Below are 15,028 nucleotides of genomic sequence, written 5' to 3'. Positions count from 1 at the left end.
TCCGCTCACAATCGCTCATTTCTCGCTGCTGCATGCTCGGATGCAGAGCTTTAAGTGCATGACCGGTTGTGGCCACGAGGCGAACTCGGCCTGGGAGGGTCACTCACCGTTGACCGGGCACTGACGTACAGCTCATCGTGGGACGCGGCAGTCACTGCTGTCATGGAGCTAGGAAGGGCAGACGTGGACAGGCGAATGTTTCTCGCAGGAGTCCCTTTCACAGCCGTCGCGGGTATCGGGCCGTCCCGCGATTCGCTGCTGAGTACGCTCGACCAAGACCATTCCCGGCCGGGCCGGCGGGTGAATCTCGAAGATGTTGTCGCGGTGCGGAACATGTTCGGCGTATTCCAGAAGATGGATATCTTCCAGGGTGGCGGATCCGGGCGTCGTGCCCTCACCGAGTACCTGAATCAGCACGTGTTCCCCCTGCTCAAGCGGACGTACACAGAGGACGTACGCCAAGCGCTCTGTGAAGCGGCCAGTGAGCAGACCTATTTGGCCGGGTGGATGGCCTACGACAACGGAGAACACGGCGTCGCGCAGCGGTTCCTGATCCAGTCGCTCCGGCTGGCGGAGGAGAGTGGTGACGCCGCTCTGGGCGCCCATGTGCTGGCGGGCATGGCCGACCAGGCCACGCTGGTGGGGCACCCTGCGGAGGGGCGTCGGCTGGCCCAGGCCGGGCGGCATGGCTTGGCGAAGACCACGTCGAACGCGTGCCTGGCTGATCTCTGGACGCTGGAGGCGCGCGCTCTCGCCGTCCTCGGGGAGTCCAAGGCCGCCGCTCGCGCGGTCGATGCGGCACAGACCGCGTACGCCAAGGTCGACTTGGCCGAGGAGCCCGAGTGGGCAGCCTTCATCGACCCGGCCTACCTCGGCGGGGAATGGGCCAACGCCTTCCGGGACATGGGGCGGCCCGACCATGCGGAGGAACACGCGCAGGCGTCGATTCGTCACGCGGAACGGCAGAACCGGGCCCGTCGCGGTGCGATGTCCCAAGCCGTGGTGGCGGTGTCCCATTTGCAGCGCAACGACCTCGAAGCAGCGCACGCCGCCGGTGTGCGGACGCTGAACCTGGCCGGCCAGGTGAAGTCGAGCCGATGCATGGAAGCCGTGCAGGACATCCAGCGGCGCATGGTCCCCTTCGGGAAGAACTCCCTCGTGGCCGATTTCAATGAGCGGGCCCGGTCGCTGGTCCGCGCCGCGTAGGCGGGTATTCGCACGGCTGAGGGCAGGCCCCGTATGAATGCAAGGGCCGCCCTCACGGGCGAACGCCAGCGCCTACTGCTGCTGCGCCACCGCCGCCTGCGGCCGGATCGGCAGGCGGCCTATCGGGCGGCCTGTGGCGGCGCGTACGGCGGAGGCTACGGCGGCCGGGGAGGTGACGACCGGGACGGCGCTGGCGGGTTTGGCGCCGAAGGGGGCTACCACGTCGCGTTCCTCGACCAGTTTGACGATGCGGATGTCGGGGGCGTCCAAGGCCGTGGGCATCGCGTAGCCGGTCAGGTCGGGGTGGCGGATCTGGCCGCGGGTGGTGCGGAGGTTTTCCATGAGGGCCGCGCCGAGGCCCTGGGTGACGCCGGCTTCGATGCGGGCGCGGAGCTGGCGCGGGTTGAGGACCCGGCCGACGTCCTGGGCGACGGACATCTCGACCACACGGATGGTGCCGAGTTCGATGTCGACGTCCGCGACGCAGCGGATGGCGCAGAAGGCGAGGCCGACGAAGGCGTCGCCCTGGCCGCTCTCGTCCAGGGGCTCGGTGGGGTGCGGGCGGCACTGGGCGGTGGCCCAGAGTTCCTTGCCGTCGAGGGCCTCGGCGACGGTGGTGCTGAGGACGCCGTCGTACGAGGTGATCTTGCCGTCGTTGATCTGGAGGAGTTCGGTGGACATGCCGAACTTGTGGGCCAGGGGCTGGAGGAGCTGCGTGCGCACCATCTTGGCGGCGCGTTCGACGGCGCCGCCGGAGACCCAGGTGTGGCGGCCGTGGCAGGCGCGCCCGGCGGACGGCTGGTCGGTGTCGACGGGGGCCACGTGCACCTCGTCGATGCCCAGGGTTTCCTGGACGATCTGCCGGGCCAGGGTGGAGAAGCCGGAGCCGGTCTCCACGGCGGCGCACAGCACGGTGGCGACCGAGCCGCTGACCTTGACCGTGGCGGTGGACACCTCGTCGGTGCCCTCCGCGCCGAGCATGTGGACCATGCCGAGCGCGTAGCCGACGCCGCGGCGCACCGCGGACGGCTCGCCCGCGCCCTCCAGGCCGCCGGGCAGCAGCCAGTCCTCCTCCGGGGTGTCCTTGGGGAGTTCGGGCAGCGGCTCGTCCTTGACGGCGCGCAGCAGTTCGGCGACGGGTGCGGGGCAGGTGACGGTCTGGCCGGTGGGCAGCAGGTCGCCGGTGGCCAGGACGTTGCGCAGCCGGATCTCGGCCGGATCCATGCCGAGCTTGGCGGCCAGCTTGTCCATCTGCCCCTCGTACGCGGCGCAGACCTGCATCGCGCCCTCGCCGCGCAGGTGCCCGGACGGCGGGTTGTTCGTGCGGACCGCCCAGCCCTCGATGAAGGCGTGCGGGACGACGTACGGGCCGCAGGCGAACGACACGGCGGCGGCCAGCGCCTCGGCGGAGGTGTCCGCGTACGCGCCCGCGTCCATCAGGATCTGCGCCTCGACCTTGACCAGCTTGCCCTCGGCGTCCGCGTGGTGGCGGTAGCGCAGCAGGGTGGGGTGGCGGTGGGCGTGGCCGAGGAAGGACTCCTCGCGGGTGGCGGCCAGTTTGACCGGGCAGCCGGTGCGCAGCGCGAGCAGCCCGAGGGAGAGCTGCATGCCGGGGTCCTCGCGGTCCGCGGTGGCGCCGGGCACGCCGGTGACGACGACGCGGACCCGCTCCGGCTCCAGCCCGAAGCAGGCGGCGGCCAGGTCGCGGTCGGTGTGCGGGTCCGTGGAGGCGGTGTAGATCTCCACGCCGCCGTCCGGGCGCGGCACCGCCAGCCCGGCCTCGGCGCCGATCGGCGCGGGGTCCTGGCGGCCGATGCGGTACAGGCCCTCGACGATGGTCTCGCCCACCACCTCGGGGTCGCCGAAGTGCAGCGGGATGTGCCGGATCAGGTTGCCGTCCGGGTGCAGCGGCTCGGCCTCGAAGGCCAGTTGGGGGTCGGTGACCGGCTCCAGGACGTCGTACTCGACGGCGATGGCCGCGGCCGCCAGCCGGGCCGTGTCGGGGTGGTCGGCGGCGACGGCGGCGATCGGCTCGCCGTGGTGGCGGACCACGTCGTGCGCGAAGACCGGCCGGTCGGGGATGCCCCGACCGTGTCCGGCGTCGCCCGGCACGTCCGCGTGCGTGACGACGGCCCGTACGCCCGGCATCTCCACGGCCTGCTTGGTGTCGATGGAGAGGATGCGGGCGCTGGGGTACGGGGAGCGCAGGACCGCGGCCCACAGCAGGCCCTCGGCCCACAGGTCGGAGGCGTACGGGAAGACGCCTTCCGTCTTGGCGGGCGCGTCCGCGGACGGGAGGGAGACGCCGAGGCCGTGCGGCGGCGGGTCGGCGGGTCCACCGGAACGGTCGCCCGCGGCGGGCGTCGCGGTGACGGCACCGGCGCCCTCGGATGTGCCGGTCATACGGAGCCTCCGGACTGTGGATCAGCGCCCGGGCCGTGGGGGTGCGGCCCGTGGGGGTGGTGGCCGTGGGAAGCGGGGCCCTGCGGGTCGGCGGGGCCCGCCTGGTGCGGGATGCGGGGGGCGGCGGTGCCGACCTCCTCCGGGGCGGCGGCCGCGGCCTCTTCGGCGGCCGCGGCGGCGTCGGCACGGCCGCGTACGACCTCGTTGACCGCGTCGAGCACGCCGCGGTAGCCCGAGCAGCGGCACAGGTTGCCGCAGAGGGCCTGCCGGGTCTCCAGCTCGGTGGGGGCGTGGTTGCCCTCCAGCAGGTCGTGGACGGTCATCGCCATGCCGGGGATGCAGAAGCCGCACTGCACGGCGCCGGAGTTGGCGAGGGCGCACTGCACGTCGGAGGGCGCGCCGTTCTGCGCGAGGCCCTCGACCGTACGGACCTCGCTGCCCGCCGTCGTCGCGGCGGGCACCAGGCACGACGCGACGAGCCGCCCGTCGACCTGCACGGAGCAGGCGCCGCACTCTCCCTGCGAGCAGCCGTCCTTGGCCCCGCGAGGCCGAGGCGCTCGCGCAGTACGTACAGCAGCGACTCGCCGATCCAGGCGTCGGTGACGGGGCGGTCGGTGCCGTTGACGGAGAGGACGTAGGAGGTGTGGGGATGTTCGTCGTGCGGGAGGGGGAGGGGGTCCGTGGCCGGGTCGTCGGCCGGGGTCGGGGACACGGTGGTGTCGTCGGCCGGGGGTGGTGTGGTTTCGGGGGCGGGTTCCGGTGCTGCGGGCGGCTGTTCGGCTGCGGATTCGGTGGGGGTGGTTACGGGGGCCGGGTCGGGGGTGGTGACGGGGGCCGGGTCCGTGGGTACGTCGGCGGCGGGCTCGACGGGAGCGGCCGTCGGGACGTCGGAAGCATCGGGGGTGGCTTGGTCGGCGGGCTCGGCAGGCGAGACCTCGGCGTCCGTGCCGGGGGCGGTTCCGGGCTCGGTGCCGAGGTCGGGCTCGGGCTCGGGCTCGGTGCCGGCCTCGGTCTCAGGGGTCGTGCCGTCGGCGGCCGGGGGCACGTCCGTGGCGGCACGGGTTTCGGCTTCCGGGGAGGCCCCCGTCTCGACGGCGGCTTCGGCGGCTGCGTCCACGGGCGCTTCGCCGGTGGCCTCGTCCGTACGAGCCTCGGTGTCCGTACGCACTCCGGCGGCAGGCGTGCCGCTCTCGTCCGCGCCCGGCACGGAAGCATCAGCGACAACCGGGCCGAGCGCGATCGGCCCGGACACGGGCTCCTGAGCAGCCTGACCGGCGTCTCCCCCGGCCTCCGGCTCCGGCTCCGGCCCGGTCACCGACTCCGGCGTCAACTCCGAACCCGGCTCCGTCTCCTGCTGCGGCAGCCCGTCACCGTACGCCGCCACCTCGTCCTGCGGCTCGGCCGGAGCCGCATCCCGCGGCTCCTCCACCGGCTCCGACCGCGGCGGCCACTGCGCCAGCGCGTCGGCGGGCAGCGACCAGTTGCCCGCGCCGCCGCCCAGCGTGCCGCCCGCGGTGTCGCCGGAGGCGGGTACGTGGTGGCCGGGGTCGTAGCCGGGTGTCACCTGGTCGGCGGGGCGGTGTGGCTGCTGGCCGTACGGGAGGTGGCCGGCGCCGGTGTGCTGGTCGGGGGTGTGCTGGTCGGTGGTGAAGTGCCACTGGCCGGTCGCCGCCGGGTCCACGGGGGCGTGGCCGTGGCCGTGCCCGTGGTCGTAGGGGCCGTACGCGGTGCCGTACCCGGAGGCCGGGTGCGTACGGTCGTCGCCCAGCAGGTACTCGCCGGACTCCTCCAGCACCTCGTCGGGGGCGGTCGGGATCGCCCACTGGCCCGTGGTGCCGCTGGACCCGTCGGTGCCCGCGGCGGGCCAGAGGGTGTGCGAGGAGCCGTCCGTGCCGTCGGTGTAGTGGCCGCCCGGCACGCCGGTGTGCGGGCCGCCGTCCGGCAGCCCGTGGGCGGGCAGGTCGGTGGCCGGGGCGTCGGCGAACGGCATCGTCCACTGGCCGGTGGCCGACGGGTCGGTCGTGGCGCCCGGGGTGGGCGGGGCGAAGGAGGACGGCGGGGTGTAGCCGTGGCCGGGCGCGGCGAGCGGGTCGGCGGCGTAGCCGCCGTGGTCGCCGGCGCCGGGTACGCCGTGGGCGTCCTGGATGCCGGTGCCGTGCGGGTCCGGGTAGCCCTGGTAGCCGTAACCACCCGGGTAGGGGCCGCTGGTGAAGCCGTCCGGGAGCTGGACGAAGGCGGTGGCCTCCGACTCGTACTCGTTGCCCTGGGGCAGCGGTTCCCAGCGCTGGCGGTCCTGCGGCCGCACCACGCGCAGCGGCTGGGTGTCCTCGGGGCTGTTGCGCCGGTCGGAACGGTCGGGGCGGTCGGCGTCGCTCACGAGAGCGCCCTCCCAAGTGCTCGGCGGGCCAGGGCCGCCACCGTACGGCGCAGGTGCAGTGCGGCGGGCGGCAGGGTCTGCGGTTCCGTGCCGTCCTGCGGCGGTGGCGGGTCCGGGATGCAGGCGGCGGCCACGTAGTCGCCGAAGGCGGCCAGCGCCTCGGGCACCAGCTTGCGTTCGCCGTCCCAGTCGATGATGGAGGCCACCCACTGCTCGGCCTCCAGGGGCCGCAGCGGCATGGCGGCCACCGCGCCGACCGCGCAGCGCACGCCGCGCCGGGCCGGGTCCAGGACGAGCGCGACGGAGGCGGTGGCGCGGCCGGGGCCGGTGCGGCCGGTGGCCTTCAGGAAGGTCTGCGGGGCGTGCAGCAGCGGCACCCGTACGTAGCCGACGAGTTCGCCGGGGCGCAGCATCTCGCGGCCGGCCAGCAGGTGGCTGACGGGGATCTCGCGGCGGGCGCCGCCGGGGCCGGCGACGACGAGGTTCGCTTCGAGGGCGGCGAGCACCGGCAGGGTGTCGCCGGTGGGCGCGGAGGTGACGATGTTGCCGCCGAGGGTGCCGGCGTTGCGTACCTGCGGGGGTCCGGCGGCGCGGGCGGCGGCGGCCAGGCCGGGGATGAGCGCGGCGAAGTCGGGGCGGCCCATCCGGGCGAGGGTCAGGCCCGCGCCGAGCAGGGCGTGGCCGTCCTGGTACTGCCAGCCGCGGATCTCGCTGATCCGGCCGAGGCCCACCAGTCCCGCGGGCCGCAGCAGCCCGGAGTTGACGGCGGCCATCAGGTCCGTACCGCCCGCGACGGGCACGGCGGCGGGCATGGCGGCGAGCGCCGCCACGGCCTCGTCGAGCGAGGCCGGCAACGTCACCGATTGCGAAGCCTGCGGTGCGTGCGTGGTCAACCCAGCTGCCCCTTCCCCGGTGTCCCGGCTGTTCCGCTCCGCCGTACGGTACGTGCTCACGGTCCGGACGTGGCAACTCTGGCACATCTTTGCAGGCCCGCGGCGCTAGGGCCCGGCTTCCAGACGCCTTCGGACGGCAGCGGGCGCGCCGCGTACGGGACATGGCCGGTGTTCGGGGCGTTCCGGGCGTCCGGGGCGCGCGCCGGCGGGCGGCGGCGCCGGGCGGGCGGCGGACGGCGGCCGGGGCGCGGTGGAGCAGGCGTGACGTGCGGGACGGCGTCCCCGTACGGCTCCCGGCACGGCCCCCGTCGGTGGCCGGAGCCGGGGGCCGTGCGGTGCGCGGGCGGACGTCGCCGTCCCCGCCTGGTGCGATGTACCGGACATAGCTCACCTTGGCTGCCTTCAGTGCGTTCCGCGGGAACCACCGTCCCAGGTACCGGTGTCCCGGGCCGCCCGCATCGGCTCCGGCTCACACGTTTGGGGGCGACCCCTCGATCGGGCGTCCGAGCAACCCGGGGCGCCGTTGCCACGGGAAGGGGCCGCCGGGCGGACGGTAGTCGACGCCGAGGGCGTCCAGGCGGTGGTAGTGGGCGTCCATCCGGCGGGTGAAGCCGGCGTGGTCGCGGTCCTCGGGCGGCGGCAGCCGCGACCAGGCGACCTCGGCGAAGGCGGCGAGCCGCGGGAAGACCTGGTAGTCCAGGCGCTGCTGGTTCTCCATCACCTCGGTCCAGACGTTGGCCTGGGTGCCGAGGACGCGGGCGGCCTCGTCCGGCGTGAGCTGCGGCGGCACCGGCTCGAAGCGGTAGACGTCCTCCAGCGTCCGTACGTAGCCGATCGGTACGGGTTCGTCGGCGCCGCCGTCCTGCCGGTGGTCCAGGTAGACCTGCTGCTCGGGGCACATGACGACGTCGTGGCCCGCCTGGGCGGCGGCGATGCCGCCCGCGTAGCCGCGCCAGGACGAGACCGCGGCGCCCGGCGCGAGGCCGCCCTCCAGGATCTCGTCCCAGCCGATCAGGCGGCGGCCGCGGTCGCCGAGCCAACTGTCGAAGTGCCGGATGATCCAGCTCTGCAGCTCGTCCTCGTCGGCCAGGCCCAGTTCCTTGATGCGGGCCTGGGCGGCGGGCGACGCGCGCCACTGGTCCTTGGGGCACTCGTCGCCGCCGATGTGCACGAACTGGGAGGGGAACAGGTCGAGGACTTCTTCCAGCACCCCTTCGTAGAAGCGGAGGGTGGTGTCGGAGGGGGCCAGGATGTTCGGGTTGACGCCCCAGGTGTCCCAGGGCTTGAGGGCTTCGGTGTCGATGACGTCGGCGTTGCCCAGTTCCGGGTACGCGGCGATGGCCGCCTGCGAGTGCCCCGGGATGTCGATCTCCGGGACGACGGTGATGTGCCGGGCGGCGGCGTAGGCCACGATCTCGCGGATGTCGTCCTGGGTGTAGTAGCCGCCGTGCGGCCGGTCGTCCCACAGGGGCGAGGCCCGGTGGCCGAGCTTGGTGCGCTCCCGCCAGGCGCCCGCCTCGGTGAGCCGCGGGTGGCGCCGGATCTCGATCCGCCAGCCCTGGTCGTCGGTGAGGTGGAAGTGCAGGACGTTGAGCTTGTGCGCGGCGAGCAGGTCGATGTAGCGCAGCACGCCGTCCTTGGGCAGGAAGTGGCGGGCGACGTCGAGCATCATGCCGCGCCAGGCGAAGCGGGGCGCGTCCTCGATGCGTACGGCCGGTACGGACCAGCGCTGTCCGGGGCGCAGGGGCGCGCGGCGGTACGCGTCGGCGCCGAGCAACTGCCGCAGGGTCTGCGCGCCCCAGAACGCGCCGGCCGCGCCGCCGCCGAGGAGGGTGACGCCGCTGCTGTCGGCCGTGAGCCGGTAGCCCTCGGGGCCGAGGGCGTCGGTGGTCTCCTCGTCGATGCGGAGGCGGATGACGCCACCGTCAGGGCCGTCCCCGGTCGTACGGTCCTCGGTCGTACGGTCCCCGGTCGTACGGGGCGGGAGCGGCAGGCCGGTCGCGGCGCCGACGGTGCCGCGCAGCCAGGCCGCGGTGGCTTCCGTACCGGGGCCCGCGTCCAGTGCGGTCTCCGGGCCCAGGAGGAAGGCGCCCTCCCCCGGCCGGGTGCCGCGTGGCTGAGGTATCAGGTCGGTCTCCGTACGGGCGTGGTCCGCCGTCGCTGCGTCGTCCATGTACTGACCCTTCCGTTCTGGGGGCTAGAGGGGTGGGAGTGGCTGGGGGGATGTACGGGGTGCGGGCGTCGTCAGTCCTTCACCGCGCCGCCCAGGCCCGACACCAGCCTGCGCTGTACGAGCACGAAGAACACCAGCACGGGAACGGTCATCACGGTCGAGGCCGCCATGATCCCGCCCCAGTCGTTCTCGTCCGGTTTGAAGAACACCAGCAGCGCCATCGGGAGGGTGGAGTTCTCCGTCGCGCTGATGATGAAGGACTTGGCGAAGAGGAAGTCGTTCCAGGTGCTGATGAAGGAGAAGACGCTGGTCGCGACGAGCCCGGGGAAGACGAGCGGGAAGAGGATCTGCCACAGGAAGCGGGCGCGTGACGCGCCGTCCAGGTAGGCGGCCTCCTCCAGGGCCTCGGGCACGGCCCGGACGAAGCCGCGCAGCATCCAGATCGCGAAGGGGAGGGAGAAGGCGAGGTGCGGCAGGATCAGCGAGCCGAGGGTGTTCAGGCCGATGCCGGGTACGGCGTCGCCGACGTCCCGCATCAGGAAGAACAGCGGGATGGTCAGGGCTTCGACCGGCACCATCTGGGCAACCAGGAACATGATCATCAGCGTCGTGCGGAACCGGAAGCGGAAGCGGGTGACGGCGGTCGCCGCGAGGAAGGCGATCAGCGCGGAGGCGATGACGACGACGCCCGCCACGAACAGGCTGTTGAGGAAGTAGCGGCCGAAGTCCTGCTGCTGGAAGACCCGCCGGAAGGCGTCCAGGGAAGGGTGCAGGGTCCAGGGCACCGGCTCGGTGGACTGCACCTCGCCCGCCGGTTTGAAGGCGGACAGCACCATCCAGTACAGGGGGAAGGCCACGGCGGCGGCGAGCAGCAGCGCGCCCGCCTCGGCGGCCAGCCGTCCGGGCCGCCGTATCCGCGGCCTGCGGACCGATGTACGGGCCGTACCCACCGTTCCTCCCCCACTCACCCCACTCACAGTTCTTCCCCTTGTCGGCGCAGCAGGCGCAGGTAGACGAGCGTGACGGCCAGCAGGATCAGCAGCATCACGATGCCGATCGCCGAGCCCAGGCTGTACTGGGACGAGGCGAACGCCTTCTGGTAGGCGTACACGTTCAGTACGAGGTTCTGTCCGGCGATGCCGCCGCCGTTGGTCATGACGTAGATCTGGGTGAAGACCTTGAAGTCCCAGATGACGGACTGGATGGTGACGACGACGAGGATCGGCCGCAGCATCGGCGCCATGACCGAGCGCCAGATCCGCCACTGCGACGCGCCGTCCATGGCGGCCGCCTCCAGGACCTCGCCCGGGATGGCGCGGATGCCCGCGTAGACGGTCACCATCACGAACGGGAACGAGCACCAGACGACTTCCAGCAGGACCAGCGCGAAGGCGCTGTAGCGCCCGTAGGTCCAGGAGAAGTCGCCGAGGCCCAGCACCCGGTTGACCGGCCCGAAGTCCGGGTCGAAGAGGAAGACCCAGACGGTGGAGCCGGTGATGGCGGGGGTGGCCCAGGCGCCGAGCGCGGCGAGCATCAGGGCCAGCCGGGGCACCGCCCGGATGCGGGTGAGCAGGACGGCGGTCGAGCAGCCGGCCAGCAGGGTGCACAGGACGCAGGCCGCGGCGAACACCACCGTCGCCAGCAGCACCTGCCAGAACTGGCCGTCGCCGAACAGTTCGGCGTAGTTCGCCAAGCCCTTGAAGCTGGTCGGTTCGCCGCCGCTGACCTGGGCCTGGGTGTATTCGAGGAACGAGATCAGGCCGAGCTGGTAGATCGGGTAGACGAGCAGGCCGACGAGGACGACCAGGGCGGGCGCGAGGTAGAGCCACGGGGTCCAGCGGCTCCCGTGCCGGGACGGCGGCCGCAGCCGGCGGCCGCCGGTGAGCGGCGTCCGGCCGCTCCCGGGGCGTGCTTCCTTGACCGTGAGCGTCACTTCTTGAACGCCTCGTTCATCTTCTTGGCCGCGTCGCCGGATGCCGTGGCGACGTCCTTGCGGCCGCTGACGATCTCCTGGTACATCGTCGGCAGCACCAGCGAGGAGTCGATGCCGCCCCAGGCCGGGGAGGCCGGGACGAACTTGGCGCCCGCCTCCAGCGTCCGCACGAAGGGCTCCACGAACGGCTGCTTCTTCTTCGCCTCGGCCCGTACGTCGCCGTACGTCGGCAGGAAGCCCATCGCGTCGAACAGCCGCCGCTGGGTGTCCTTGCCGGCCAGCGACTTCATCAGGTCGACGGCCAGCGTGCGGTGCGAACTGCTCTTCAGTACGCCGATGTTGTTGCCGCCCGCGAAGGCCGGGGCGATCGAGCCCTTCGTGGTGCCGGGCAGCGGCACGACCGCGTACTTGCCCTTGACCTTGCCGTCCTCCATGGCCTGGTGGCTGAAGTCGCCGCCGATCGTCATGCCCGCCTTGCCGGCGGCGAAGGCGGCGACGGAGTCGTTGCCGCCCATCTCGGCGCACTTGGCGGCCGGGCAGTTGGTGTCGCCGAAGAGGTCCGCGTACGCCTTGATGCCCGCCTGCGCCTTGGGGCTGTCCACGGCGGCGGTGTACGCATCGCCCTTGCCGGTCGCCAGCTCGCCGCCGTGCGCCCAGAGGAAGGGCAGCGCGCCGTAGGTGTACGCGCCGCCGACGGAGATCCCGTACAGCTCGGGCCGCTCCGCACGGATCTTGCGGGCGGTCGTGGCGACCTCGTCCAGGGTCGTGGGGACCGTGAGGCCCAGGTCCTTGAACACATCGGTGCGGTAGTAGAGCGCCCGGACGCCGACGAACAGCGGCGCGCCGTAGACCTTGCCGTCCACGGTCACCGACTGCTTGGCCGTCGGGTCGGTGTCCTTGGCGTCCTTCCAGGCGCCGAACTCCTGGCTGACGTCGGCCAGTCCGCCGTCCTTGACGTATCCGGCGGTGTCGGTGTTCCCGTACTCGATGACGTCGGGGGCGCTCTTGGGGTCGTTGAAGGCGGCCTTGATGCGCTGGGCGCGGGTGTCGACGGGGATGTAGGTGACGTCGACCTCGGTGCCCTTGTGGGCAGCCTCGTAGTCCGCCACCGCCTTGCGGACGACTTCTTCCTTGGGCTTGTTGTTGACCTCCTGGAAGAGCCAGACCCGCAGCGTGCCGGTTTTGCTGTCCTCCTTGGCGGCGCCGCCCGAGGTGGACGGGGCGCAGCCGACGGCGGCGCCGAGGGCGAGGGCAAGTGCCGCGGCACGGGCGGCTGTTCGGGCGGAGAGCTGCATCGGGTACCCCCTGAAGGATCGTTGCAACATACGCAACGGGCGTTTCGCCATGCACAATCCTCAGGAGGCTAAGCGCGCCGACGCTCCCCCACAAGAGCCGATCAGGCAACGGCGCGGGCGACACGCCGCCACTGGCCCACATTGGCCGTCAATTCGTCCCGGTACGTCTATCTATGAATCAGATGTCCCTCCTCGGCTCCCAGAAGCGGCCCCGGACCGCGTCCCCACGGACCGGCCCCCGGCAGCACCCCCTGGAAGCAGCACCCAGCCGCACGACAGACAAAGGACCGACCGAACCCATGCGCGCAAGACCCGTACGTACCGCCCTGCTGGCCGTCGCCGCCCTGGGCCTGCTCCCGCTCACCGCCACCCCCGCCAGCGCGGAGACCCAGCCGGAGACCGGCGGGCGCCAGCACATCGCCGTCCACGAGGGCACCGGCCCCTCCGGCCCACTCCTCGCCGCCGCCTACCTGCGGTGCTTCCCGACCGGCGGCAGCCACCCGACGCCGGAGGCGTCCTGCCTCAAGCTGGCCCTCGCCAACGGGGACTACGCCCGCGTACCGCAGATCCACCGCGCCTGCCCGAGGATCTACCAGCCGGTCACGGTCGTCGCCCACGGCACCTGGCACGGCAAGACGACCGCCTACCAGCACACCTATGCCAACCAGTGCATCGCCAACGCGGAGAGCGGCGACATCTTCAACCTCACCCCCTGGAGCGACTGACCCGCCCGGCCCCACCGCACGGAAGGCCCGGCCCCCACGCGGGGACCGGGCCTCTGTGTGCGGCGCGCACCACGCGTGCGGCCCGCTCCTGGTACGGGAACGGGCCGGACACGCGCGAGGCGGACGGGGAGCCGCGCGACAGCGCGCCGCCCCCGGACGGACGGACTACTTCTTGCCGCCGCCGTCCTTACCGCCCTTGTCCTTGTCGCCGCCGGCGCCCATGGACTCGTAGATCTCCTTGCACATGGGGCAGACCGGGTACTTCTTCGGGTCCCGGCCCGGCACCCACACCTTGCCGCAGAGAGCGACGACGGGCGTCCCGTCGAGCGCGCTCGCCATGATCTTGTCCTTCTGGACATAGTGGGCGTAGCGCTCGTGATCGCCGTCACCGTGCGACGTCTGCGGCGTCGGCTCTACGAGGGTCCCCGTACCTGCCCCACGCTCGGGCTCAACAGTGCTCATAACCGCCAAGGGTACCGACGCGCACGCCATGCCGGGAGCGGCGGCCCGCCCACAGGTGAAGGGCGAGCGCAAGGGGCGGGACGGGGGTGGATGCGCGGGGGTGGGTGGGGCTTGATGTCTGCCGCGAGGGCCGGTCCGCCGAGTGCGGAGCCGGCCCGCCGTCCGGTCGCTTCGCCCCTAGACTCCGATCCCTGAGCGACGAGTTCGGCCCCTTGAGCCGCGACCACCGCGTGGCGGAGCTGGAGGCGGAGATCGCCTCGCTGAGCGCACCGTGACGAGAGAGGCCCGCATGTCGCAGACCGAAGGCGCACGACTGTTCCGGGAGAGCTGGATCGCGGGGGTGCGACGGCACTTTCCCGGGGAGCCCAAGGCCGGGTACGTCACTCCGTGGGACGACACCCCGCAGTGGGAGCGCGACGCCGCCGGGGCCGTCTACGCGCAGATCCGTCAGTTCGTCGAGGTCAGCGGGGGCCGGACGGCGAGGCTGTCCCGTGAGCAGAAGAGCCGGTTCGTCGCGACGTGCTGGACGGCCCAGATGTACAAGCACTTCGAGGACCCCAAGCCCGGCTATGTGGCCGACTGGCCCGACCTGCCGTCCTGGCAGCGGGAGACCGACGCGGACATTTTTGAAGCCGTTGAGGGGGCGTGGGGCTGATCTTTCGGGTGCCTGGCCATCGCCGTGACCTGGGGGCGGGGGCGGGGCCGGTGACCTACGGGGCGAATCGAACGGTTGCGTTCCCCCAACGGGGGTTTACCCGTGGGGGCGGGCGGAACCCCGGCCTCCGGTCCCTCAGTTCAGTGACGGATCGTCCGGGTACGTCGCCACCATGGCCAGTTCGTTGCGCTGGCGGCGCAGGACCGCTCGCCAGAGTTGTTCGGGGTCCGGGGAGGAGACGTCGCCCGGTTCGGACTCGACGACGTACCAGGCGCCCTCGACCAGTTCGTCCTCCAACTGGCCGGGGCCCCAGCCCGCGTAACCGGCGAAGATCCGCAGGCTGCCGACCACCGTGGAGAGCAGTTCGGGCGGGGCCTCCAGGTCGACCAGCCCTATGGCGCCGTGTACGCGGCGCCAGCCCAGCGGGCCGTCGCCGACCAGGGCGCTCTCCGGGGTCTCGGGGCCGCCCGGCACCACGGCCACGCCGAGGGCCGAGTCCAGTGAGACCGGGCCGCCCTGGAAGACCACGCCGGGCTCGCCGGCCAGGGGCGCCCACGGCTGGAGGATGTCGCCGACGCCCACGGGCGTCGGGCGGTTGAGGACCACGCCGAGGGACCCCTCCTCGTCGTGGTCGAGCAGGAGCACCACCGCGCGGTCGAAATTCGGGTCGGCGAGCGCCGGTGTGGCGACGAGCAGCCGGCCGGTGAGCGAGGACACCTCGGTCATGGGGACATGATCCCGCACTTCGGACCGTCGCGGGGAGTCAACTGCGGTACCCGGGCGAGAGCAGCGCAGGGCGTACGACGGCAGCCCCGGCGCACGGGTCGGCGACAGAGGGGGCATAGCGGGGCATAGCCGTACGCAACGTACCGAAAGTCGATTACAGAGCAAAGGCGGACCGTAGCG

At 72.7% G+C, this 15,028-nt stretch carries 11 protein-coding genes and 1 pseudogene; 3 read left to right on the top strand and 9 right to left on the bottom strand.

Annotated features, from left to right (window positions below):
* Nucleotides 1-54 precede the first annotated feature (54 nt).
* A complete protein-coding gene (locus EJG53_RS25455; protein WP_244955327.1) occupies nucleotides 55-1,206 on the top strand; it encodes a transcriptional regulator in 1,152 nt (383 codons plus the stop codon).
* Nucleotides 1,207-1,278: 72 nt separating this feature from the next.
* On the opposite strand, the gene EJG53_RS25450 is transcribed toward EJG53_RS25455, so the two are convergent.
* From EJG53_RS25450 to EJG53_RS25420, 7 genes and pseudogenes are all read right to left on the bottom strand, one after another.
* Entirely contained in the window at nucleotides 1,279-3,609 is a 2,331-nt protein-coding gene (locus EJG53_RS25450; RefSeq protein WP_125046694.1) for a xanthine dehydrogenase family protein molybdopterin-binding subunit, read from the bottom strand.
* Nucleotides 3,606-4,678 (bottom strand): annotated as a pseudogene (locus EJG53_RS44195) ((2Fe-2S)-binding protein); the annotation flags it as partial. The pseudogene EJG53_RS44195 and the gene EJG53_RS25450, both read right to left, overlap by 4 nt.
* A 1,304-nt stretch (nucleotides 4,679-5,982) precedes the next feature.
* Nucleotides 5,983-6,879 (bottom strand): FAD binding domain-containing protein, encoded by an 897-nt coding sequence (locus EJG53_RS25440; protein ID WP_031007419.1) that lies wholly within the window; start codon nucleotides 6,877-6,879, stop codon nucleotides 5,983-5,985.
* 469 nt (nucleotides 6,880-7,348) lie between these two features.
* Complete coding sequence (locus EJG53_RS25435; protein ID WP_125046693.1) at nucleotides 7,349-9,052, bottom strand: beta-N-acetylhexosaminidase; 1,704 nt, start codon at nucleotides 9,050-9,052, stop codon at nucleotides 7,349-7,351.
* A 71-nt stretch (nucleotides 9,053-9,123) separates the two neighbouring features.
* Nucleotides 9,124-10,002, bottom strand: coding sequence for a carbohydrate ABC transporter permease (locus EJG53_RS25430; RefSeq protein ID WP_125046692.1), 879 nt, complete (start codon nucleotides 10,000-10,002; stop codon nucleotides 9,124-9,126).
* Between the two features lie 23 nt (nucleotides 10,003-10,025).
* The gene (locus tag EJG53_RS25425) at nucleotides 10,026-10,919 is read right to left on the bottom strand and encodes a carbohydrate ABC transporter permease (protein WP_241269649.1); all 894 of its coding nucleotides are present in this window, start codon (nucleotides 10,917-10,919) and stop codon (nucleotides 10,026-10,028) included.
* A 62-nt stretch (nucleotides 10,920-10,981) separates the two neighbouring features.
* The gene (locus tag EJG53_RS25420; RefSeq protein WP_125046690.1) at nucleotides 10,982-12,280 is read right to left on the bottom strand and encodes an extracellular solute-binding protein; all 1,299 of its coding nucleotides are present in this window, start codon (nucleotides 12,278-12,280) and stop codon (nucleotides 10,982-10,984) included.
* Between the two features lie 299 nt (nucleotides 12,281-12,579).
* Between EJG53_RS25420 and EJG53_RS25415 the strand changes: the two genes are divergently transcribed.
* On the top strand, nucleotides 12,580-13,005 hold the full coding sequence (locus EJG53_RS25415; RefSeq protein ID WP_125046689.1) for an SSI family serine proteinase inhibitor: 426 nt from the start codon (nucleotides 12,580-12,582) through the stop codon (nucleotides 13,003-13,005).
* A gap of 165 nt (nucleotides 13,006-13,170) precedes the next feature.
* On the opposite strand, the gene EJG53_RS25410 is transcribed toward EJG53_RS25415, so the two are convergent.
* A complete protein-coding gene (locus tag EJG53_RS25410) occupies nucleotides 13,171-13,467 on the bottom strand; it encodes a DUF3039 domain-containing protein (RefSeq protein ID WP_125046688.1) in 297 nt (98 codons plus the stop codon).
* Between the two features lie 289 nt (nucleotides 13,468-13,756).
* Here EJG53_RS25410 and EJG53_RS25405 point away from each other — a divergent pair, with 289 nt between their 5' ends.
* Complete coding sequence (locus EJG53_RS25405; RefSeq protein WP_125046687.1) at nucleotides 13,757-14,122, top strand: hypothetical protein; 366 nt, start codon at nucleotides 13,757-13,759, stop codon at nucleotides 14,120-14,122.
* A gap of 135 nt (nucleotides 14,123-14,257) precedes the next feature.
* On the opposite strand, the gene EJG53_RS25400 is transcribed toward EJG53_RS25405, so the two are convergent.
* The gene (locus EJG53_RS25400) at nucleotides 14,258-14,848 is read right to left on the bottom strand and encodes a YqgE/AlgH family protein (protein WP_125046686.1); all 591 of its coding nucleotides are present in this window, start codon (nucleotides 14,846-14,848) and stop codon (nucleotides 14,258-14,260) included.
* Nucleotides 14,849-15,028: the final 180 nt, after the last annotated feature.

The sequence above is a fragment of the Streptomyces chrestomyceticus JCM 4735 genome, from assembly GCF_003865135.1.
Taxonomy (GTDB): domain Bacteria; phylum Actinomycetota; class Actinomycetes; order Streptomycetales; family Streptomycetaceae; genus Streptomyces; species Streptomyces chrestomyceticus.
The sequence above is the reverse complement of the archived record's forward strand: the minus strand, read 5'-3'. Positions and strand labels throughout refer to the sequence as shown.